The 19,739-nt window shown below is 67.9% G+C and carries 18 protein-coding genes and 1 tRNA gene; 10 read left to right on the plus strand and 9 right to left on the minus strand.

Features of this window, described 5'->3' with window-relative positions; all coding sequences use genetic code 11:
- Positions 1-156: 156 nt before the first annotated feature.
- Positions 157-1,518 (minus strand): ATP-binding protein, encoded by a 1,362-nt coding sequence (locus HWX03_RS09125; protein WP_174390394.1) that lies wholly within the window; start codon positions 1,516-1,518, stop codon positions 157-159.
- 41 nt (positions 1,519-1,559) lie between these two features.
- On the minus strand, positions 1,560-2,285 hold the full coding sequence (gene ompR, locus HWX03_RS09130) for a two-component system response regulator OmpR (RefSeq protein ID WP_004199523.1): 726 nt from the start codon (positions 2,283-2,285) through the stop codon (positions 1,560-1,562).
- 267 nt (positions 2,286-2,552) lie between these two features.
- Here ompR and HWX03_RS09135 point away from each other — a divergent pair, with 267 nt between their 5' ends.
- The 3 genes from HWX03_RS09135 to HWX03_RS09145 all read left to right on the plus strand — a co-directional run bounded on the left by HWX03_RS09135 (position 2,553) and on the right by HWX03_RS09145 (position 5,756).
- Complete coding sequence (locus HWX03_RS09135) at positions 2,553-2,831, plus strand: hypothetical protein (protein ID WP_174390393.1); 279 nt, start codon at positions 2,553-2,555, stop codon at positions 2,829-2,831.
- Between the two features lie 134 nt (positions 2,832-2,965).
- Positions 2,966-4,468, plus strand: a complete 1,503-nt coding sequence (locus tag HWX03_RS09140; RefSeq protein WP_175871029.1) for a DUF1800 domain-containing protein — start codon at positions 2,966-2,968, stop codon at positions 4,466-4,468.
- 67 nt (positions 4,469-4,535) lie between these two features.
- Positions 4,536-5,756 (plus strand): DUF1501 domain-containing protein, encoded by a 1,221-nt coding sequence (locus HWX03_RS09145; protein ID WP_175819640.1) that lies wholly within the window; start codon positions 4,536-4,538, stop codon positions 5,754-5,756.
- 10 nt (positions 5,757-5,766) lie between these two features.
- Here the strand turns inward: HWX03_RS09145 and hpnD are convergent, their stop codons facing one another.
- Positions 5,767-6,600 carry a presqualene diphosphate synthase HpnD gene (gene hpnD / locus HWX03_RS09150; protein WP_175819641.1) on the minus strand — a complete coding sequence of 278 codons (834 nt, stop codon included), beginning with the start codon at positions 6,598-6,600 and terminating at the stop codon, positions 5,767-5,769.
- A 234-nt stretch (positions 6,601-6,834) separates the two neighbouring features.
- Between hpnD and HWX03_RS09155 the strand changes: the two genes are divergently transcribed.
- Both HWX03_RS09155 and HWX03_RS09160 read left to right on the plus strand, forming a co-directional pair.
- A tRNA-Leu gene (locus HWX03_RS09155) sits at positions 6,835-6,921 on the plus strand.
- A 191-nt stretch (positions 6,922-7,112) separates the two neighbouring features.
- Positions 7,113-7,409 carry a hypothetical protein gene (locus tag HWX03_RS09160; RefSeq protein ID WP_175871030.1) on the plus strand — a complete coding sequence of 99 codons (297 nt, stop codon included), beginning with the start codon at positions 7,113-7,115 and terminating at the stop codon, positions 7,407-7,409.
- A 104-nt stretch (positions 7,410-7,513) separates the two neighbouring features.
- On the opposite strand, the gene HWX03_RS09165 is transcribed toward HWX03_RS09160, so the two are convergent.
- The 4 genes from HWX03_RS09165 to HWX03_RS09180 all read right to left on the minus strand — a co-directional run bounded on the left by HWX03_RS09165 (position 7,514) and on the right by HWX03_RS09180 (position 11,250).
- On the minus strand, positions 7,514-7,744 hold the full coding sequence (locus tag HWX03_RS09165) for a hypothetical protein (protein ID WP_050013292.1): 231 nt from the start codon (positions 7,742-7,744) through the stop codon (positions 7,514-7,516).
- 111 nt (positions 7,745-7,855) lie between these two features.
- Positions 7,856-8,965, minus strand: coding sequence for a class II histone deacetylase (locus HWX03_RS09170; RefSeq protein WP_175871031.1), 1,110 nt, complete (start codon positions 8,963-8,965; stop codon positions 7,856-7,858).
- Between the two features lie 14 nt (positions 8,966-8,979).
- A complete protein-coding gene (locus HWX03_RS09175; RefSeq protein ID WP_175871032.1) occupies positions 8,980-10,182 on the minus strand; it encodes an MFS transporter in 1,203 nt (400 codons plus the stop codon).
- A gap of 21 nt (positions 10,183-10,203) precedes the next feature.
- Complete coding sequence (locus tag HWX03_RS09180) at positions 10,204-11,250, minus strand: porin (RefSeq protein ID WP_175871033.1); 1,047 nt, start codon at positions 11,248-11,250, stop codon at positions 10,204-10,206.
- 302 nt (positions 11,251-11,552) lie between these two features.
- Here HWX03_RS09180 and HWX03_RS09185 point away from each other — a divergent pair, with 302 nt between their 5' ends.
- Complete coding sequence (locus tag HWX03_RS09185) at positions 11,553-12,698, plus strand: helix-turn-helix transcriptional regulator (RefSeq protein ID WP_174431474.1); 1,146 nt, start codon at positions 11,553-11,555, stop codon at positions 12,696-12,698.
- Between the two features lie 105 nt (positions 12,699-12,803).
- A complete protein-coding gene (locus HWX03_RS09190) occupies positions 12,804-13,802 on the plus strand; it encodes a 2-dehydropantoate 2-reductase (RefSeq protein ID WP_175871034.1) in 999 nt (332 codons plus the stop codon).
- Between the two features lie 201 nt (positions 13,803-14,003).
- Here HWX03_RS09190 and HWX03_RS09195 read toward each other — a convergent pair whose 3' ends face one another.
- Positions 14,004-14,453 carry a MarR family transcriptional regulator gene (locus HWX03_RS09195; protein WP_174434688.1) on the minus strand — a complete coding sequence of 150 codons (450 nt, stop codon included), beginning with the start codon at positions 14,451-14,453 and terminating at the stop codon, positions 14,004-14,006.
- Positions 14,454-14,515: 62 nt separating this feature from the next.
- On the minus strand, positions 14,516-15,661 hold the full coding sequence (locus tag HWX03_RS09200) for a glycerate kinase (RefSeq protein WP_175871035.1): 1,146 nt from the start codon (positions 15,659-15,661) through the stop codon (positions 14,516-14,518).
- Positions 15,662-16,066: 405 nt separating this feature from the next.
- Between HWX03_RS09200 and tig the strand changes: the two genes are divergently transcribed.
- The 3 genes from tig (at position 16,067) to clpX (ending at position 19,643) form a co-directional block, all read left to right on the plus strand.
- The gene (tig, locus tag HWX03_RS09205) at positions 16,067-17,413 is read left to right on the plus strand and encodes a trigger factor (protein ID WP_174434690.1); all 1,347 of its coding nucleotides are present in this window, start codon (positions 16,067-16,069) and stop codon (positions 17,411-17,413) included.
- Positions 17,414-17,553: 140 nt separating this feature from the next.
- Complete coding sequence (gene clpP, locus HWX03_RS09210; protein ID WP_006496351.1) at positions 17,554-18,207, plus strand: ATP-dependent Clp endopeptidase proteolytic subunit ClpP; 654 nt, start codon at positions 17,554-17,556, stop codon at positions 18,205-18,207.
- Between the two features lie 164 nt (positions 18,208-18,371).
- Positions 18,372-19,643 (plus strand): ATP-dependent Clp protease ATP-binding subunit ClpX, encoded by a 1,272-nt coding sequence (clpX, locus tag HWX03_RS09215; protein WP_031399287.1) that lies wholly within the window; start codon positions 18,372-18,374, stop codon positions 19,641-19,643.
- The last annotated feature ends 96 nt before the right edge of the window (positions 19,644-19,739 follow it).

Consider the following 19,739-nt stretch of genomic DNA (forward strand, 5'->3'; position numbering starts at 1 on the left):
GAGTCAAGCTACCTCGGTGCTGCAACGGTGATGTGACAGCATGCGGAACACTGTAACACTATTAACGGTGCGCTTCAATAGATTTTGACTAACGACCCTCATAGCTTTTGTCAACCGGGTCGATAGTGTGGCGCGCGAGATGCGTGCGCGCGCGTGTCACGCGGTCGCACGCGCCTTGCCGGCGCCAGGGAATTCGAGCGTGACTTCGAGGCCGGCTTCCGGGTCGCGGTTGCGCAGGCGCAGCGCACCGCGATAGCGGCCGACGAGCCGCAGCACGATCGCCATCCCGAGGCCCGTGCCGTCCGCCTTGGTGCGCGCGGTGTCGACGCGGTAGAACGGCCGCATCACGAGCGGCAGTTGATCCTCGGGGATGCCGGGGCCTTCGTCGCTCACCGACAGCTCGACGCGCGCATGCGACACGCGCGTCTCGAGCGTGATGCGCGAGATGCCGTCCTGCGTGCTCTGGCCGTATTTGCGCGCGTTCTCGACGAGGTTGCCGATCACGCGCCGCATGTCGGTCTCGTCGGCTTCGATGATTGCGCTCGGCGCGAGCCGCGTGCGGATCTCGACGCCGTCCTCGCCCGACACGCGCGCGGCGACGTCCTGTGCGACCGACGACAGGTCGACGGGCTCGGGCTTGCGCTGCGACGGGCGCGCGTAGTCGATGAAGGCCGCGATGATGCGGTCCATCTGTTCGATGTCGTCGACCATCGCGTCCTTGGTCGCCTGGTCGGACGGGCTCATCTCGGTTTCGAGCCGCAGCCGCGCGAGCGGCGTGCGCAGGTCGTGCGAGATGCCGGCGAGCATCAGCGCGCGATCGGCCTCGAGCTGTTCGAGGTCGCGCACCATCTGGTTGAAGCTGCGATTGGTGTCGGCCGCGACGCCCATCCCGCGCTCGGGCAGCGGCTCGGGCGCCTGGCCCGAACCGACCTGGCGCGCCGCGAGCGCGAGCCGCGAGAACGGCCGGTTCACGAGGCTCGTGATGAACGCGGAGCCGAACAGCGACAGCGCGAGCGCGAACAGCCCCCAGCCGGCCCACTGCAGGCCCGTGACGTTGTCGAGCTGGTCGCGGTCGAGCGCGACCCAGTAATCGTCGTCGTCGATCTTGAAGCTGATCCACACGCCGGGAATGTCGTTGACCGACTGCGCGATCACGGTATCGTCGCCGAGGCGGCTGCGGATGTCGTGTTCGATCAGACGGTTCAGCGATTCGTCGGGCTGCAGCTTGAACTTGTCGGTTTTCTCGCGCGGGTACACGCGCACGCCCTCGTTGCTCTCGAGATCCTGCAGCAGCGCGCGCCGCAAGTCGGGATCGGAATAGAGCAGGGCGGTGCGCGTGAGCTTCACGACCGCGACGAGCTGGAGCGCGACGCGCTGCGCACGCGGCTCGCGCTCGATCACGCGAAAGCTCTGGAACCACGCGGCGAGACTGACCGAGATCAGCAGCGCGATCAGCAGGAAGGTGCGCCAGAACAGCCCGCCGAACGCGAGCTGCAGAAGGCGCCGGTCGATACGCATGGGACGGGCCGTGGGCGGGGCGAAACCGGGAAGGAAAAAGCTCAGGCGGCGCCGTCCGGGATGAACACGTAGCCGAGGCCCCAGACGGTCTGGATGAAGCGCGGGCTGCCCGGATCCGGCTCGATCAGCTTGCGCAGGCGCGAGATCTGCACGTCGAGGCTGCGGTCGAACACTTCGTATTCGCGGCCGCGTGCGAGCTCCATCAGCTTTTCACGCGACAGCGGCTGGCGCGGGTGACGCGCGAACACTTTCAGCACCGAGAATTCGCCGGTGGTCAGCGGAATTTCCTGGCCGGACTTCGTCAGCGTGCGCGTGGCGAGGTTCAGCGAGAATTCGCCGAACTCGAACACCTCGGTGGTTTCCGACGGTGCGCCCGGCAGTTCGGCCGGCGCCTGGCGGCGCAGCACCGCATGAATGCGCGCGACCAGTTCGCGCGGGTTGAACGGCTTCGGCAGGTAATCGTCGGCGCCCATCTCGAGGCCGACGATGCGATCGACGTCTTCGCCCTTCGCGGTGAGCATGATGATCGGCGTGCGGTCGTTGCTGCCGCGCAGCCGGCGGCAGATCGACAGGCCGTCTTCGCCGGGCAGCATCAGGTCGAGCACGAGCAGGTCGAAACGCTCGCGGACCCAGAGCTTGTTCATCGCCGTCGCGTTTTCCGCGACATAGACGTTGAAACCCTGTTCGCCGAGATAGCGGCGCAGCAGGTCGCGCAGGCGAGGGTCGTCGTCGACGACGAGAATCTTGGAGGGGTTTTTCGTTTCCATGATCGGCATCTTATCGCGAATGGGAATTGGCGCACGGCCGCGTATTTTCGTGCGTTACAGTCGGTTACAAAATTTACCCGTAGTGTCGCGCGGAGTAAAGGCAGTCTATAGAGACTCCTTTACTCGAAGCCGAAATTCGGTAGATACTCCCCTGCACTCAATCTTTCATCTTTGCACACCCGAATTCCGCAGGGTTTTTCAAGTACCAGAGGTAGCCGGTTGCCGCGTGACGAAGGGAACAAATCGACCAAAGAAGCGAGGACGGTCATGCGATCTGCCCGGATTGCACTGATGCTGACGATCGCGCTTGCCGGTCCGTATGCGTCGAACTTCGCGTATGCGCAGCGCCCCGAGCAGGGCGCATCGTCGCGCAAGCTGCCGCGCGGCAAAGCGCCGCAACCCGATCGCGCCGCCGAGATGACGGTCCGTTCCGCCGTGCCTCCCGATCTCGAACAGCGCCGCCGCGACGGGCACATGACGCCCGAAGAGCGGCACCTGCTGCGCCAGCACATCGAAGACGCCGTTCGCGAGCTGTACAAGCGCTGAAGCGTGCCGTCGTTCGCCTTGCGCGGAAATCTCCGCGCGGAAAGAATTCGTAGCACTTTTTCCGTCAACTTTCGGCTGCCGAATGCCGTTGTACGGGCATCCGCACCGCCGGTGCGTTCCGGGAGTCCCTGACGATGAAAGCGAACGCTGCCGCACCGGCGCCGTCGCCTGCCATGCAGTCGCCGCTCGATGCCGACGACGCGCTGTTTTTCCTCAGTCGCACCGGTTTCTCTCCCGCGCCCGCCGAGGTCGCGCGCATCGTCGGCATGACGCGCGCGCAGGTCGTGGCCGATACGCTCGGCAGCGTGCGCCGCGAACCCGTCGCGACATGGCCCGACTGGCTCGCCGAGCTGCCGCCGACGCGCGCGCAGCGCCAGGCGCTGACGCCCGACATGCGGCGCGACGAGCAGCGCGAGCGCAATCGCCGCTACGATGCGTTGCGTGCGGCCTGGGTCAACGAGATGGTCGCGACGCCGTCGCCGCTCACCGAGCGCATGACGCTGTTCTGGCACGGGCATTTCACGTCCGGGCAGGACAAGGTGCCTTACCCGCAGACGATGGCCGCGCAGAACGCGCTGTTTCGCCGCGAGGCGCTCGGCAACTTCGGCACGCTGCTGCACGCGGTCGCGAAGGATCCGGCGATGCTGCAGTATCTCGACGGCGCGAGCAATCGCAAGGGCCGTCCGAACGAGAATTTCGCACGCGAGGTGATGGAGCTGTTCACGCTTGGCGAAGGGCATTACACGCAATCCGACGTGACCGAGGCCGCGCGCGCGATGACGGGCTGGACGGTCGATCCCGACACGCTGCGCTTCGCGGTGCGGCCCGAGTGGCACGATACCGGCGACAAGACGATCCTCGGCGAAACCGGGCCGTTCGACGGCGACGGCTTTCTCGACATCCTGCTCAAGCGGCCGGGCACCGCGCGCTTCATCGCCGGCAAGCTGTGGCGCGAGTTCGTGTCCGATACGCCGGAGCCCGGCGCGCTCGACGCGGTGGCCGAACGGTTTCGCGCGAGCGGCTACGACATTCGCGCGGCGCTCGCCGCGCTGTGGTCGACCGACGCGTTCTGGGATCCGCGCAACCGCGGCGTGCTGGTCAAGTCGCCGGCGGAATTCGTGGTCGGCTCGGTGCGGCTGTTCGACGTGGCGTACGGCGATCCGCAGATGCTCGCGGACACCGTGCGCACGCTCGGGCAGAACCTGTTCTATCCGCCGAACGTGAAGGGCTGGCCGGGCGGCGCGCTGTGGATCAACAGCACCACGCTGCTGTCGCGCAAGCAGTTCGTCGAGCAGCTGTTCCGCGCGACCGAGACGGCCGGCATGCGCCCGCCGGCCCGTGCGATCGCGCCGCCGCCGAACGCGCGTGCGCGCGCGATGCCGGTGGCCGACGCGGCGTCCGGCACCGGCATGCGCGGCACGCCCGCGAAGCCGGCGCGCGGCGGCCTGCGTTTCGATCTCGAGCGCTGGCTTGCGCAGTATCGTGCGCGGCCGCAGGCGATCGCGGGATTGTCGACCGAGCTGCAGTTGCAGCACGCGGTGCTGCAGCTTTCGCCGGTCGCGGCGATCGACACGGATTCGACCGGCAGCGCGTATCTCGAGGCGCTGCTGATGGATCCGGCCTATCAACTGAAATGATGCAAACGACGACGAAGCGGGCGGCCGCCGCGGCAAAGGCGCCGGGCGGCGAACCAAAGGATGTGCGATGAACCGACGTGATTTTCTGACGCTGACGGGCGCTGCGGCGGCGGCCGGCGTGTCGATGTGGCAGGCGCCCGCGATGGCGGCTGCCGCGCCGCAGGCCGGGCGAAAGCCGGCGGCCGGGTATGCGAACGTGCTGATCCTCGTCGAGCTGAAGGGCGGCAACGACGGCCTCAACACGGTGGTGCCGTACGCGGACCCGCTGTACTACTCGTTACGGCGCAGCATCGGCATCAAGCGCGAGCAGGTGCTGCAACTCGACGCGCAGACGGGGCTGCACCCGTCGCTCGCGCCGCTGATGCCGTTGTGGCACGACGGGCAGGTCGCGGTCGTGCAGGGTGTCGGCTATCCGCAGCCGAACCTGTCGCATTTCCGCTCGATCGAGATCTGGGACACCGCATCGCGTTCGGATCAGTACCTGCACGAAGGCTGGCTCACGCGCACGTTCGCGCAGGCGCCCGTGCCGCCCGGTTTCGCCGCGGACGGCGTCGTGCTCGGCAGCGCCGAGATGGGACCGCTGTCGAACGGCGCGCGCGCGATCGCACTCGTCAATCCCGCGCAGTTCATCCGTGCGGCCCGGCTCGCCGAGCCGTCGTCGCTGCGCGAGCAGAACCCGGCGCTCGCGCACATCATCGACGTCGAGAACGACATCGTGAAGGCGGCCGACCGGCTGCGCCCGCGCGGCGGGATGCGGGAATTCAGGACGGCCTTTCCGGCCGGTGCGTTCGGCACGTCGGTCAAGACCGCGATGCAGGTGCTGGCCGCGTGCGAAGCGTCGGGGCCCGGCGCGCAGGACGGTGTCGCGGTGCTGCGCCTGACGCTCAACGGCTTCGACACGCACCAGAACCAGCCGGGGCAGCACGCCGCGCTGCTCAAGCAGTTCGCGGAAGGGATGAGCGCGATGCGCGCGGCGTTGATCGAACTCGGGCGCTGGAACGAGACGCTCGTGATGACGTATGCGGAATTCGGGCGGCGCGTGCGCGAGAACCAGAGCAACGGCACCGATCACGGCACCGCCGCGCCGCATTTCGTGATGGGCGGCCGCGTGGCGGGCGGGCTGTACGGTGCGCCGCCGGCGCTCGGGCGGCTCGACGGCAACGGCAACCTGCCGGTCGCGGTCGATTTCCGCCAGCTTTACGCGACCGTGCTTGGGTCCTGGTGGGGGCTCGACGCGACGCGCGTGCTGCAGCAGCGTTTCGACACGCTGCCGCTGCTGAAGGCGTGATGCGCGCCGCTTAGCGGCGGCGAACGGCGCGCCATGCGGTCCACAGCTTGCGGATCGGCGTCAGCGCGATGCGCTGGTGCAGCACCTGGTAGCCGTCGCGCGTGATTTCGTCGAGCAGCGCGCCGGCCAGCGCGATCTGCGCGCGCAGCGTGCGCTGCGCGCGGCGTTCGGCGGCGGGAATCGCCGCATCGGCCGCCGCGAGCGCCTCGCGCGCACGGGCCGTCTGGAATTGCAGCAATTCGGTGAAGGCGGGGCTGTAGCGGCGGTTCAGCAGATCGGCGGCGGTCACGTTGTAGCGCTGCAGTTCGTCGATCGGCAGATAGATGCGGCCGTGGCGCGCGTCGTTGCCGAGTTCCTGCACGAATTGCGCGAGCATCAGCGCGCGGCCGACGTCCGCGGCCCACGGCTGCGGGGCGGCCGGGTTCGCCGAACTGGCGCGCGCGACCAGCGACGCGAAGGTGCCGCCGACCTGCGCGATATAGCGCTGCAGATTCGCGAAGTCGAGGTAGCGCGCCTGTTCGAGGTCCATCCCGTAACCGTTGACGAGCGTGCGCAGCGCATCGGCCTCGGCGGCGATCGCCGGGTGATGCTGCGCGAGCGCCTTCGTGACGGGGTGCGACGGCTGCCCGTCGGCGAGTGCCGCGAGTTCCTTGTGCCACCACGCGAGCTTCGTGTGTCCGATGGTCGGATCGCTGGTTTCCTTGACGGTTTCCTCGAGTTCGCGGCGCAGCGCGAACAGCGCGGTCAGGCGCGGCTGCGTGACGAGCGGCGCCTGGCGCAGCGCGTAGTAGACGCTGGAGCCTGCGGGGGCGGCCTTTTGCTGACAGTAGTCGTCGAAGTTCACGGGCTGAATCGGGTGGGGCGGGTTCGGGGGACGCGCGGCGGCGCGCTGCCGAAACGTCGAGCGCGGCATTCTAGCACCGCGGCACGACGGGCGCCGACGGGGCGAGACAAGGCCGCACGGATCGGGTAGAATCTCGCGCTCGCCTGATCGGGCGTGCCGGTTTTCGGGCCGGCGTGAAGTCCCAGGCGCGTGGAGCACGCATCTTGCGTCCGCGCGGTCAGGCGACGGAAATGCGCGTGAGTGGCGAAATTGGTAGACGCACCAGGTTTAGGTCCTGACGCCCGCAAGGGTGTGCCGGTTCGAGTCCGGCCTCACGCACCAGAAGTCGAACGCGCCCCCGTCAGGGGCCGTTCGCGAAAAAGCGCTGCCGGTCGGCTGACCGCAGCGCTTTTTTATTGACTATTGACGCCGGTTTCCTCGCCCGGCATCCGGGCCTCGCCCGACAAACCGGCCGCGTGTAATATCGTGCTCACTTTTCATACAAGCAGCACAACGACACCGAGGGGCCGCCGATGAAACACACCGTACGTATCCCGATTTCCGTTCTGGCGCTGATGCTGGCTGCACCGGCCTTCGCCAATACGCCTGCCGATAATATCGCCTGGAGTGCCAAGCCTGTGAAGACGGTCGCGTCGTCGTCGGCATGCACCGCGTACTCGGGGCGCGCGATGTCGGGCAACGGCCAGCCGCTGTCGACCGAGGGTGTGCTGAAAACGCTCGGCACGTTGGCGGCCGGCGCCGCGCTGGGTGCCGTCGCCGGCGGATATCAGGGCGCCGCCCCCAATCCGTGCCCGCGTCCCGGCCTGTGACTCGCTTGCAAGCGGATCGCGGAGCGCACCGCTTCAGTTGAAACCAGCGCGATACGAAGCGCCGCGCGTCGCCCGACCGCGGCGCTTCGTCGTTTCCGGCGCGCCTATTCCCAGAAGCTGCGGATCGCGACGGCCACGATCACCGGCACCGAGAACACCAGCGGAATCGCGAAATACTGCGCTTCGCGATCGACGATCCAGCTATAGATCACCCACGCCGCGCCGATCGCGAACGTGATGAGGCCGACCGTCACGGCGGCGATGTTCAGGGCCAGCTTCGACGGCTGGCGGCGCGTTTTGGCGTTGTCGTTGTTATCGCGCGGGGACGATTTCATCGGAAGAGTGCGGCCTCGGGCCGGAACAGGGGTAAAGACACAGGAAACCCCATCCGCATCGATCGCGCAAGGGCCGGCGCATGCCGGCCCGGTATCGTTCGTCAGCGCGCGTTACAACCCGAACGACACGGCCAGTTCGTCGAGCAGTGCGCGCTGGAACGCGACGAACCGCTCGCCCGGCTGCTGTGCGATCGCCAGGTCGAGCATCGGATCGGCGACCTCGGTGCGCAGGCCGGCCAGTTCCTCGACGATCGCGAGCCCGCAGAATGGCACGTACGCCTCCGAATAGCCGCCTTCGTGAACGATCACGAGCCGCCCGCCGCAATGGCGTTGCGCGGCTTCCTTCACCGCGCGCGTCATGAACCGGTAGCTGTCGGTATGCAACTGCATGCGCGCGAGCGGATCGACCGCGCTCGCATCGAGGCCGCTTGCGATGACGATCAGCTCGGGCCGGAAACGCGCCAGCGCCGGCAGCACGATCCGCTCGAACGCATACCGGTATGCATCGTCGCCGCTGCCCGCGAGCAGCGGCACGTTCAGGTTCGCGCCGACGCCCGCGCCTTCGCCGCGATCGTCCGCGCCGCTGTAGCCGGGCGGGAAGCAGCGGTCCTGGTGCAGCGAGATCGTCAGCGTATCCGGATCGTCGTAGTAGATCGACTGCGTGCCGTTGCCGTGATGCACGTCCCAGTCGATCACCGCGACGCGCTCGATGCCGTGTTTCGCGCGCGCGGCCTCGATCGCGATCGGGATGTTCGCGAGCAGGCAGAAGCCCATCGGGCGGTCGCGCAGGCAGTGATGGCCGGGCGGCCGCGACAGCGAGAACGCATTCGCCGCGCGCTCGCCGACGACCGCATCGACCGCCGCGATCGCGAGACCGGCCGACAGCGCGGCGATTTCGTAGCTGCCCTTGCCGAATGGCGCGAGATCGCCGAGGTCGCCGCCGTTCGCGTCGCTCAGCGCGCGGAACGCGTCGAGATAGTGCGCCGGATGAATGCGCAGCAGGTCGGCCGTCGTCGCGGGCTCGGCGCCGCGCAGGTCGAGCTGGGCGGCGAGGCCCGACGCCTGCACGAGCGACAGGAAGCGGCGCTTCGAATCGGGCGATTCCGCGTAGCCCGCGCTCGACGGCGGCTGGACCCAGCCGCCGACCGGGAAGAACAGCGCGTGCGTGCCGCCGGTATGCCAGAAAGTGCGTTCGTCGGTGAAGAAGGCAGTGCGATTCATGGATGCGTGACCTGTCACGGTTGGGAGGAAATGGAAGAACGGCGATCGATGTGGCGCAGCGCGGCGAACGACAGGATCGCGACGGCCGTCGCGGCTGCGAACAGCGCGCGCATCGTGCCGCCGGCGTCGAGCATCAGGCCGGCCAGCAGCGGGCCGGCGGCGAGCCCCGCGCCGATCACGAAGTTCAGCGTCGCAACGAGGCGGCCCGACGTGTCGATCTGCGCGACCGTCGCGAGAATGAACGGCAGCACGAAGGTCCACGCGAACTTGAATGCGAAGATCGCCGCGCTGTAGCCGCCGGTGTGACGCATCGCGGCGAGCGCGACGAGCGACGCCGCGAGCAGCGCGTAGCCGGCCGCCAGCATCGCGCGCCGCGCGAGCCGGCCGCCCGCGCACGACGCGAGCGCCGCGCCGGCGATCCCCATCACGCTCGCGATCGCGAGCACGTTGCCGGTCGACTGCGGATCGAGCCCGGCCTCGGCCGCCGCGCGGCTCGCGAACGTCCACACGCTGCCGATCGCGAGATAGAACGTCAGCACCGCGCCGATGGCGAGCACGACGAAGCGTCGCGGCGTCGGCGGCGCGTCGCCGTGGGCGGTGTGCGCGGATGCCGTCCGCGAGCCGAGCGACGACGGAAAGCCGCGCGACAGCGGCGCCGCGAGCAGCGCGAGCACGGCGAGCGCGACGTACAGCGCGCGCAGCCCGAACGCGGCGAACACGTGCGGCAGCACGAACAGGCCGACCGCGCCCGCGATCAGCTGGCCGACGACCCACAGGCCGTACACGCGATCGCTGTTCCTGCTCGTCGCCGCGCTCGTCATGCAGAGCACCATCAGCGAGCCGCCGCCGAGCGCGGTGACGGCGCGCAGCGCGAGCAGCGCGGCAAACCCCGGCATCCACAGCGCGGTCAGCAGGTTGCCCGCGCCGAACAGCGCGATGGCGAACGCGGCGACGCGGCGCGCGTCGACCCGACCGAGCCATAGGTACGACGGCACGGTCGCGAGGCTGAACGCGCCGAGTTCGACGAAGAAGTACGTGCCGATCTGCGACGCGGACAAGCCGAGCTGCGTCGCGAGCTGACCGGCGACGGCGGGCGCCACGAGCAGCAACAGCGGCGTGATGGCCGCGAACACGACGAGCGCGACGAGCGTCGAGCGCGCGAACGTCGACGCGCGGCCGTCGGGCGAGAGGGCGGCATCCGGGGACAGGGTTTTCATGGCGGGATCTCGTTGAGGGAATCAGAACAGGTGGTACATGCCGACCATCGCGCCGAACTGCGACGCGCCGGCGAGTGGCGTCGGGTCGTATTCGTAGACGGTCTGTGAACTCTGGCCGCCGTTTCGCGCATAGCCGACGTTCACGTAGGCAACGGTGCGTTTGGACAGCGCGTACGTTGTGCTCGCGATGAACAGCGTCGGGTGGCCGATCGCCGGCGTGCGCGAATCGGTGTGGTAGACGCCCGCGTTCAGGCCGATCCCGTTGGACGTCAGGTAGCGCGCACCGCCCCAGACGATCGTGCGGGCCGCGTCGAGGTCGCCGGTCAGGCGTTCGACGCCTGCATGGACGGTGAGCGGCAGCGTGGCGAATGCATAACGCGCGGCGAGCGTGCCGAGTTCGCGACGCCGCGCGGACGCATCGGCCGCCGCCGATACGTCGCCGTGCGCCTGATGCAGCACCGCGCTCACCGACAGGCCGTTGCTCGTGTACTGGCCGCCGAGCTCGAGCACACGGCCGGCGCGCGTATTGCCGGCGACGCCGGCGGTCGCGGCGAGCGCCTCGACGTCGAAGCCGGCGAAGGTCGGCGACTGGTATTTGACCGAGTGATCGATGAAGTTCGCGCTCATCGGCACGAGCACGCCCTGGCCGCTGTACGACCCGTACCAGAGCGGGTCGTAGAACAGCGTCTTGTCGAACAGCACGCTGAACTGGCGGCCGAGCGTGACGGTGCCCGCCGGCCCCGCGATGCCCACGTATGCACCGCGGAAGAATGCGTAGCCGGGCACGGTCGCGGTGCCGTCGTTGAGGTTCAAGCCCTGTTCGAGCTTGAACAGCGCCCGCCAGCCGCCGCCGAGATCCTCGTGGCCCTTGATCCCGACCTGCGAAGGCAGGATGCCGTAGTTCTGCAACCGCACGGCCGAGTGGCGCCCGTCGGCGTGCGTCAGGTATTGCACGCCGGCGTCGAGCGCGCCGTACAGCGTGAGGGCGGACTGCGCCTGCGCGGCGGCGCCGCACGCGGCAAGCGTCGCGGCGGCCGCGGCCGTGCGGATGAAGCGGGGTGTCGTCACGTGGGGCTCTCCATACCGTCCTGCATCGGTGTGTCGTGGGTGTTGTCGCGACGCAGTGTCCGCAGCGGGAAAACCGTCGAACAGTCGTCCAGATGAACGGTGCGGAAAACCCGCGGTGCGCGGCGTGAACGCCGCGCGATGCCGCCGCGCGCCGTGCTGCGCAGCAGCAACGTGCGGTGCACCGTTCAAATGGATGGGGCTGGCGAGCGTTCCGGCGCCGTGGGCCGCCAAAAAAGCCGCTCGCTATAATCGGCCGGTGTCGTTGCGCGCATCAGCAGCCCGACCGGACAGGAGAGCGGAAAGTGAGGATCACGACGGATATCGGGCAGGATCTCGACGCGCTGCGCGACGTGCCGGCCGCCATCGCGCTCGACGAATTCGCGTGGCCGCCGCTGCCGTCCCGGCGCGCCGATTTCGATGGCGTCACGCGTGGCGACGCGGCGCAGCGCGAACTCGGGCTGATGCTGCTCGACCTGTACGCGGTGGCCGCGCAATCCGCCATCGGCGAATTCGAATACCGGTTCTTTTCGCTGCTGCAGGCGCTCGTTCCGTTCGATGCCGCGTGGACGGGCGTCGCGACCCATGTGCCGACCGGCCCGGTGATGCACAACAGCTTCTTGTACCGATTGCCGCACGCGTTCTTCACCGACTGGAAGCGCGTGCGCGATTGCGATCCGCTCGCGCACCGCACGTTGCACGGCGCGCATGGCCGCGCGGTGCGGCTGTCGGTCGTCGAGCCGGGGCTCGATGCGCGGTTTCGCGACTGGTGCGTGAAGTACGGGCTCGCGCAACTGATGTGCGTGTGTACGCTCGATCGCCGCTTCGGCCTGACGACCTTCATGTCGATCTACCGCCAGGGCCTGAACCGGCCGTTCAGCGACGACGACGCGCGGCGTTTCGAGGAAGTGATTCCGCATCTGGCCGCCGCGCTGACGATCAATCGCGCCGCCCAGCTCACGCGCGAGCGCGCCGACACGGTCGCGCCGGCGGCGCGTGCGCTGTGCGACAACTTCGGTGTGCTGCACCATGCCGATCACGGTTTCGACGACGTGCTGCGCACCGAGTGGCCGGCCTGGGCCGGCGCACGCGTGCCGGAGCCGCTCGTCGCGCACCTGCGGCGCCAGTCGGGCCAGCCGTTCGTCGGCGACGCGCTGCGCATCCAGTGCGTGCCCGTCGCGGGGCTGTTCCAGATCGAGGCGCGGCCGCGCTCGCTGCTCGACCGGCTGAGCCCGCGCGAGCTCGCGGCGATCCGCTATTACGGCGCCGGGCGTTCGCACAAGGAGGTCGCGCAGCAGATGGCGATCTCGCCGACGACCGTACGCCACTACCTGCGCTGCGCGTACCGCAAGCTCGGCATGCACGACAAGAGCCAGATCGCCGGCGTGCTCGGCGCGACGGGAGGCGCGACCGATGACGACGCGGTGGAAGCCGGCGGCATGCCGCGCTGACGCGCATGAACCCGTGCCGCACGGTGCGCACTGCGCTGCCTGAATGGTTGTGCCCGCAACCATTGAGCGTTATGCTCGTCAGCTCCCAGGAGACGGAATTCCATCATGAACGACACGAATTCAGGGTCGGTGCGCGCGGCGGTGGTCGGGGTCGGCGCGATCGGCGGATTGCTCGCGGCCGCGTTGTCGCGAGCGGGCATGGCCGTGAGCGCGTACGCACGCGGCGCGACGCTCGACGCGCTGAATGCGCACGGCGTGCGCGTGATCGACGAGGCCGGCGCAACCGTGTCGGTACCGGTGCGCGCAAGCGACGATGCGGCCGCGCTCGGCGTGCAGGACTACGTGGTGATCGCGCTGAAGGCGCAGGCGCTGCCGGCGCTCGCCGCGCGCATTGCGCCGCTGGTCGGGCCGGATACGGTGATCGTCGCGGCGATGAACGGGCTGCCGTGGTGGTTCACGCACGGGCTCGAAGGGGCGATCGACGGCGTGCCGCTCGATGCGGTCGATCCGGCCGGCGCGGTGTCGGCCGCGTTGCCGCCCGCGCAGGCGATCGGCTGCGTCGTGCACCTGTCGTCGAGTACCGACGCGCCGGGCGTCGTGCGGCGCGGGCGCGGCAACCGGCTGATCGTCGGCGCGCCCGATCCGCGGCTCGACGTGGCCACGGCGCGGTTCGCCGCGGCACTCGCGGCCGGCGGTTTCGACGTCGAGTCGACGCCCGCGATCCGGACCGAGATCTGGACGAAGCTGTGGGGCAACATGAACATGAACCCGCTGAGCGCGTTGACCGGGTCGACGGCCGAGCAGTTGCTCGACGATCCGTTCACGCAGGATCTCGCGCTGCGGATGATGGAGGAGGCGGCCGCGATCGGCGCGAAGCTCGGCCTGTCCACGGGGATGAGCGGCCCCGAGCGGATCGCGGTCACGCGCAAGCTCGGCGCATTCAAGACGTCGATGCTGCAGGATTTCGAGGCGGGGCGCTCGCTCGAGATCGGGCCGATTCTCGGCGTGTTTCCGGAACTCGGCCGCAAGCTTGGTGTGCCGACGCCGTACTGCGACGCGGTGCTCGGATTGTTGCGTCAGCGTGCGACGAACAGCGGGTTGTAGTGTGCGCGATGCCGCTGAATTCGCGGCCGTCGGCAACGCGGCCACACGCGCTTCGCGCGATGCCGCCGCATGATGCAAAACGGGCCGCCCGGATCGCGCGTGACGCGACCCGGGCGGCGTGTCTGTCTGATTCATCGGATCAATCCTGCCGGCAGCGCTCGGCCATCCGGCGAACTGGCGATGCCGGGGCCGACACGCGGCTCAGTCGTCGCGGTCGACTGCGTGCGCAACGACCTTGTCGAGCAGCCGCTCGAACGTCTGACGTTCGCTGTCGGACAGGCACGCGAGCAAGCCGTCGTTCCACTTGCGCACGATCGGCATGATCTTGCGATGCAGCGCGCGGCCATCGGTGGTCAGCGCGATCAGCACGATCCGGCCGTCTTCCTCGCTCGCGCTGCGCTCGAGCAGCCCCTGGCGCAGCAGCGCTTCGGCCGCGCGGCTTGCCTGGCTCTTGTCGAGATTGGTGTGGCGCGCGAGATCCATGATCGAGAACGGGCCGAACGCGCCGACGGCGGCGATCACGCGCGCCTCGGGCAGCGAGATGTCGAGCTTGTGCCGGTACACCTCGCCGATCCCGCGGTCGGAGCGCTTCGTGAGCGCATGGAGGCGATAGGTCAGAAACTGATCGAGCCCGGCTTGACGGCCTTTCATGTCGAATCCTGAAGAAAAAGGGCGGGCCCGATTGTTCCTGTATCGCGCGCTCGGGTCAACGGTCAGTGTGCACCGTACTTCAGGCGTGTCAACTGTTCTGCCTCGTTCGCGAGCAGGTTGGCCGCGTCGCGGATCGCGACGTCGAGCGTGATCGGCCCGGGAGCCGGCGAAAAGCAGCCGGAGAAATGCTCGGACAGGCGCGGCAGCGCGGCCGGATCGACCGCGCCCGACAGCAGCGATGCGGGTACGCCGGCGGCCTGCGCGTGCCGGCACGCGATGAACGGCGCCTTGCCGTGCAGCGTCTGCACGTCGGAGCGGCCTTCGCCGGTGATCAGCCAGTCGGCGCCGGCCAGGGCGGCGTCGAGCCCGACCTGACGCGCGACCACTTCGGCGCCGGCCTCGAACCGTGCGCCCAACATGTGCAGCGCGAAACCGAGGCCGCCCGCGGCGCCCGCGCCCGGCAGATCGCGGCCGCGGCGGTCGAGCGCGGCCTCGAGCAGGTCGGCGAAGCGGGCGAGGGCCGCATCGAGGGTCGCAACCTGTGCGGCCGTCACGCCCTTTTGCGGACCGAACACGGCGGTGGCGCCATGCGCTCCCGTCAGCGGGTTGTCGACGTCGGACATGCCGACGAATTCCGTTTCGTTCAGGCGCGGATCGAGCCCCGACGCGTCGATGCGCGCGATATCGGCGAGCCGCGACGGCACCGGCTCGACCGGCTGGCCGCCCGCGTCGAAGCACTGCAGGCCGAGGCCCGCGAGCAGCCCGGCGCCCGCGTCGTTGGTGCTGCTGCCGCCGAGCGCGACGAAGAAGCGGCGCACGCCGTCGTCGAGCAGCGTGCGGATCGCCTCGCCCATCCCGCGCGTGCTGCGCGCGTCGACCGGCACGCTCATGCCGACCGGGTCGGTAATGCCGACGACCTCGGCCGTCTCGACGATCGCGGTGCGCGCATCGATCACGCCGACCGCCGCGTCGCGTGCCGCCAGCGACGCGCCGGCCACCCGCAGCGTGCGCCGCGTGCCGCCGCCCGCCAGCATCGCGTCGAGCGTGCCTTCGCCGCCGTCGGCCATCGGGCAGCAGCGCACCACGGCGTCGGGCCGGGCGCGGCGAATGCCGGTGGCGATCGCGTCCGCGACCTGCTCGGCGGAAAGCGAGCCTTTGAACGAATCGGGCGCGATGACGACGACAGGCGCGGACGGGTGGTGCGGCATGGTGTCTCCGGAGGGCTTTATTGGTGTGAAGAATGAACGGTGGTGCCACGAGGGTGGCTCACACGCTATCGGAGCTTACAGGATGGCAGGCCCGGGGTGGATACGCCGTTCGGCATAGCGGCGATCCGCGTGCAGGGTCGTGCAACGGGCCGTCGATGGGGCGGGGACGCACGCGTGTCGCGCTGATCTGGCGGTACGAGGAAAATTGTTTGCTAGAATAGTCGATTCTTCCGGCCAAAGCCGTGCTCCGAGCCGCTTGCGCTAGCCATCCGGCGCGTGCAGGGATGGCGTGGCGCTCCGGCGCGGCGTGTGAGTGCGACGCACCCATGTGATGCACCTCACGCTGCAGGCAGGCACGGCAAGGAAAACCCGATTCGCTCGAATAATTTTAGGACGATTGAAGCCATGGCTAACGTTGTTGAGAACCTCGGCAAGCTTGAACGCCGCGTGACGATTTCTTTGCCGAAAGACACCGTGCAGAAGGAAATCGACGCCCGCATCCAGAAACTCGCGAAGACCGTGCGCATGCCGGGTTTCCGCCCGGGCAAGGTGCCGGTGAAGATGGTCGCCCAGCAATACGCGGGTCAGGTCGAAGCCGAAGTGCTGAGCGACAAGATCGGCCAGGAATTCTTCACGGTCAGCCGCGCGGAAAACCTGCGCGTCGCCGGCCAGCCGAGCTTCGAGCCGAAGCAGGAACAGGCTGAAGACGCATACGCGTTCGACGCGACGTTCGAGGTCTACCCGGAAGTGAAGATCGGCGATCTGGCGACGGCTGAAGTCGAGCGCTCGACGACGTCGATCGGCGACGCCGAAATCGACCGTACGCTGGACATCCTGCGCAAGCAGCGCGTGCACTTCCACGCGCGTGGCGAAGCCGGCGAGCACGGCGACGGCGGCGCGGACACCGCAGCGAAGAACGGCGACCGCGTGACGGTCGACTTCGTCGGCAAGATCGACGATGTCGCGTTCCAGGGCGGCACGGCCGAAGATTTCCCGTTCGTGCTCGGCGAAGGCCGCATGCTGCCGGAATTCGAAACGGCAGCGCTGGGCCTGAAGGTCGGCGAACAGCGTACGTTCGACCTCAAGTTCCCGGACGACTACCACGGTGCAGACGTCGCCGGCAAAACGGCGCAGTTCACGGTCACGATGAAGAAGATCGAGTGGCCGCACCTGCCGGAAATCGACGCTGAATTCGCGAAGTCGCTCGGTATCGAAGACGGCGACCTCACGAAGATGCGCGCCGAGATCAAGGAAAACCTCGAGCGCGAAGCGAAGCGTCGCACGCAGTCGATCGTCAAGAACCAGGTGATGGACGCGCTGCTGAAGATTTCCGAACTCGACGTGCCGAAGGCACTGATCGAGCAGGACCAGCAACGCCTCGTCGAAATGGCTCGCCAGGACCTGGCGCAGCGCGGCGTGCCGAACGCGAAGGACGCACCGATCCCGGCCGAGATGTTCGCCGACCAGGCGGAGCGCCGCGTGAAGCTGGGCCTCGTGCTGGCCGAGCTGGTGAAGTCGAACGGCCTCGAAGCGAAGCCGGAACAGATCCGCGCGGAAGTCGACGAGTTCGCGAAGAGCTACGAAGACCCGAAGGAAGTGGTCCGCTGGTATTATTCCAACCAGCAGCGCCTCGCCGAGATGGAAGCGTTCGTCGTTGAAAGCAACGTCGTCGACTTCGTGCTGGGCAAGGCAAAGGTGACGGACAAGGAAGTGAGCTTCGAGGCACTCGCGAGCGCATCGGCGCAAGCGTAAGTGTCGCTCTAGCGGCGTGCCGGCTGTCGGAGCGACGGCCCGCACGCCGTTTTTACGTCAAGCGCACGGTTGCCATTAATATGGCGATTGAGCGGGCGGCTTCCTTCCGTTCAATTTTCCATTCGAACAAGGTTCATTGAATGATCACTCGCGCTGAATTGCTGGACATGCTTGCTTCGAACGCGCCGCAGGGTTTCGAGGCGCAAGCGCTGGGGCTGGTGCCGATCGTCGTCGAAACGAGCGGCCGCGGCGAGCGTTCGTACGATATCTATTCGCGTCTCCTGAAGGAGCGCCTGGTGTTCATGGTCGGCGAAGTGAACGACCAGACCGCCAACCTCGTGGTCGCGCAATTGCTGTTCCTCGAGAGCGAGAATCCCGACAAGGACATCAGCCTCTACATCAACAGCCCGGGCGGCTCGGTGTCGGCCGGGATGGCGATCTACGACACGATGCAGTTCATCAAGCCGGACGTGTCGACCCTGTGCATGGGCCTCGCGGCCAGCATGGGCGCGTTCCTGCTCGCGTCGGGTGCGAAGGGCAAGCGCTTCGCGCTGCCGAATTCGCGCGTGATGATTCACCAGCCGCTGGGCGGCGCGCGCGGCCAGGCATCCGACATCGAGATCCAGGCACGCGAGATCCTCTACCTGAAGGAACGGTTGAACAACCTGCTCGCGCAGCACACGGGCCAGGACGTCGAGCGCATCGCGCGCGACACCGACCGTGATAACTTCATGTCGAGCGAGGACGCGAAGGCGTACGGGCTGATCGATCAGGTGCTGTTGAAGCGCCCGTGAGCTTAAACGGGGTGCCGCCCCGATTCGCGCGGCGCCCCCAAACGTCCCGAGTGCCCCTGAGCATCTGCGGCAAGCGCATCCAGCCGGCTCCGGTCGCGCCCTAGGCGCGGCGTTCGGAGCAATCGGCGTATCATGTCATTTACCTGTCCGGAGGCTCTACATTCATGGCGGACAAAAAAGGTTCGAACAGCGAGAAGCTGTTGTATTGCTCGTTTTGCGGGAAAAGCCAGCATGAGGTGAAAAAACTCATCGCGGGCCCGTCGGTGTTCATCTGTGATGAATGTATCGACCTCTGCAACGAAATCATTCGCGACGAGGCGGCTGCCGCCGGCGTCGAGGCCACCCTGTCCCGGTCGGATCTGCCGAGTCCGCAGGAAATTCGCGACATCCTCGATCAGTACGTGATCGGCCAGGAGCGCGCGAAGAAAATCCTCGCGGTGGCCGTGTACAACCACTACAAGCGCCTGAAGCATCTCGACAAGAAGGACGACGTCGAGCTGTCGAAGAGCAACATCCTGCTGATCGGCCCGACGGGCTCCGGCAAGACGCTGCTCGCGCAGACGCTCGCGCGGTTGCTCAACGTGCCGTTCGTGATCGCCGATGCGACGACGCTGACCGAAGCCGGCTACGTCGGCGAGGACGTCGAGAACATCATCCAGAAGCTGTTGCAGAACTGCAACTACGAGGTCGACAAGGCCCAGCGCGGGATCGTCTACATCGACGAAATCGACAAGATCAGCCGCAAGTCGGACAACCCGTCGATCACGCGCGACGTGTCGGGCGAGGGCGTCCAGCAGGCGCTGCTGAAGCTCGTCGAGGGCACGATGGCGTCGGTGCCGCCGCAGGGCGGCCGCAAGCACCCGAACCAGGATTTCATCCAGGTCGACACGACCAACATCCTGTTCATCTGCGGCGGCGCGTTCGACGGTCTCGAAAAGGTGATCACCGATCGTACCGAGAAGACCGGCATCGGCTTCGGCGCGACGGTCAAGAGCAAGCAGGAACGCGACGCGGGCGAAGTGCTGCGCGAAACGGAACCGGAAGACCTGATCAAATTCGGTCTGATCCCCGAATTGATCGGCCGCCTGCCGGTGGTCGCGACGCTCGGCAAGCTCGACGAAGCCGCGCTGATGAAGATCCTGGTCGAGCCGAAGAATGCGCTCGTCAAGCAGTATCACAAGCTGTTCGCAATGGAGCGCGTCGAGCTGGAAATCCGGCCGGGCGCGCTGCAGGCAGTCGCCCGCAAGGCGATCCGCCGCAAGACCGGCGCGCGCGGTTTGCGTTCGATCATCGAACAGGCGTTGCTCGACGTGATGTACGAGCTGCCGACGATGAAAGGGGTCAGCAAGGTCATCATCGACGAGAACGTCATCGATGGGGACGGCAAGCCCTTGCTGATCTACGAGGACACGCCGAAGGTGGCGGGTTCGAACTGACCGGCTTGCCGACGATGTTCATCGAAAAAGGCCGTTCATGAGTCCGTGGGCGGCTTTTTTTCGTTTATCTTGTGGGTAACTCTGACTCGACACGCG

The organism is Burkholderia sp. BCC0397 (genome assembly GCF_902832865.1).
Lineage (GTDB): Bacteria > Pseudomonadota > Gammaproteobacteria > Burkholderiales > Burkholderiaceae > Burkholderia.

What these genes read in the sequence shown, in the direction of transcription:
- HWX03_RS09135 (WP_174390393.1), top strand. Translation starts at nt 2,553, where the DNA reads ATGCGATCTGCCCGGATTGCACTGATGCTGACGATCGCGCTTGCCGGT.
- HWX03_RS09190 (WP_175871034.1), top strand. Translation starts at nt 12,804, where the DNA reads ATGAACGACACGAATTCAGGGTCGGTGCGCGCGGCGGTGGTCGGGGTC.
- HWX03_RS09170 (WP_175871031.1), bottom strand. Translation starts at nt 8,965, where the DNA reads ATGAATCGCACTGCCTTCTTCACCGACGAACGCACTTTCTGGCATACC.
- HWX03_RS09200 (WP_175871035.1), bottom strand. Translation starts at nt 15,661, where the DNA reads ATGCCGCACCACCCGTCCGCGCCTGTCGTCGTCATCGCGCCCGATTCG.
- HWX03_RS09125 (WP_174390394.1), bottom strand. Translation starts at nt 1,518, where the DNA reads ATGCGTATCGACCGGCGCCTTCTGCAGCTCGCGTTCGGCGGGCTGTTC.
- HWX03_RS09175 (WP_175871032.1), bottom strand. Translation starts at nt 10,182, where the DNA reads ATGAAAACCCTGTCCCCGGATGCCGCCCTCTCGCCCGACGGCCGCGCG.
- HWX03_RS09160 (WP_175871030.1), top strand. Translation starts at nt 7,113, where the DNA reads ATGAAACACACCGTACGTATCCCGATTTCCGTTCTGGCGCTGATGCTG.
- HWX03_RS09140 (WP_175871029.1), top strand. Translation starts at nt 2,966, where the DNA reads ATGAAAGCGAACGCTGCCGCACCGGCGCCGTCGCCTGCCATGCAGTCG.
- HWX03_RS09165 (WP_050013292.1), bottom strand. Translation starts at nt 7,744, where the DNA reads ATGAAATCGTCCCCGCGCGATAACAACGACAACGCCAAAACGCGCCGC.
- clpP (WP_006496351.1), top strand. Translation starts at nt 17,554, where the DNA reads ATGATCACTCGCGCTGAATTGCTGGACATGCTTGCTTCGAACGCGCCG.
- HWX03_RS09145 (WP_175819640.1), top strand. Translation starts at nt 4,536, where the DNA reads ATGAACCGACGTGATTTTCTGACGCTGACGGGCGCTGCGGCGGCGGCC.
- HWX03_RS09195 (WP_174434688.1), bottom strand. Translation starts at nt 14,453, where the DNA reads ATGAAAGGCCGTCAAGCCGGGCTCGATCAGTTTCTGACCTATCGCCTC.
- ompR (WP_004199523.1), bottom strand. Translation starts at nt 2,285, where the DNA reads ATGGAAACGAAAAACCCCTCCAAGATTCTCGTCGTCGACGACGACCCT.
- clpX (WP_031399287.1), top strand. Translation starts at nt 18,372, where the DNA reads ATGGCGGACAAAAAAGGTTCGAACAGCGAGAAGCTGTTGTATTGCTCG.
- tig (WP_174434690.1), top strand. Translation starts at nt 16,067, where the DNA reads ATGGCTAACGTTGTTGAGAACCTCGGCAAGCTTGAACGCCGCGTGACG.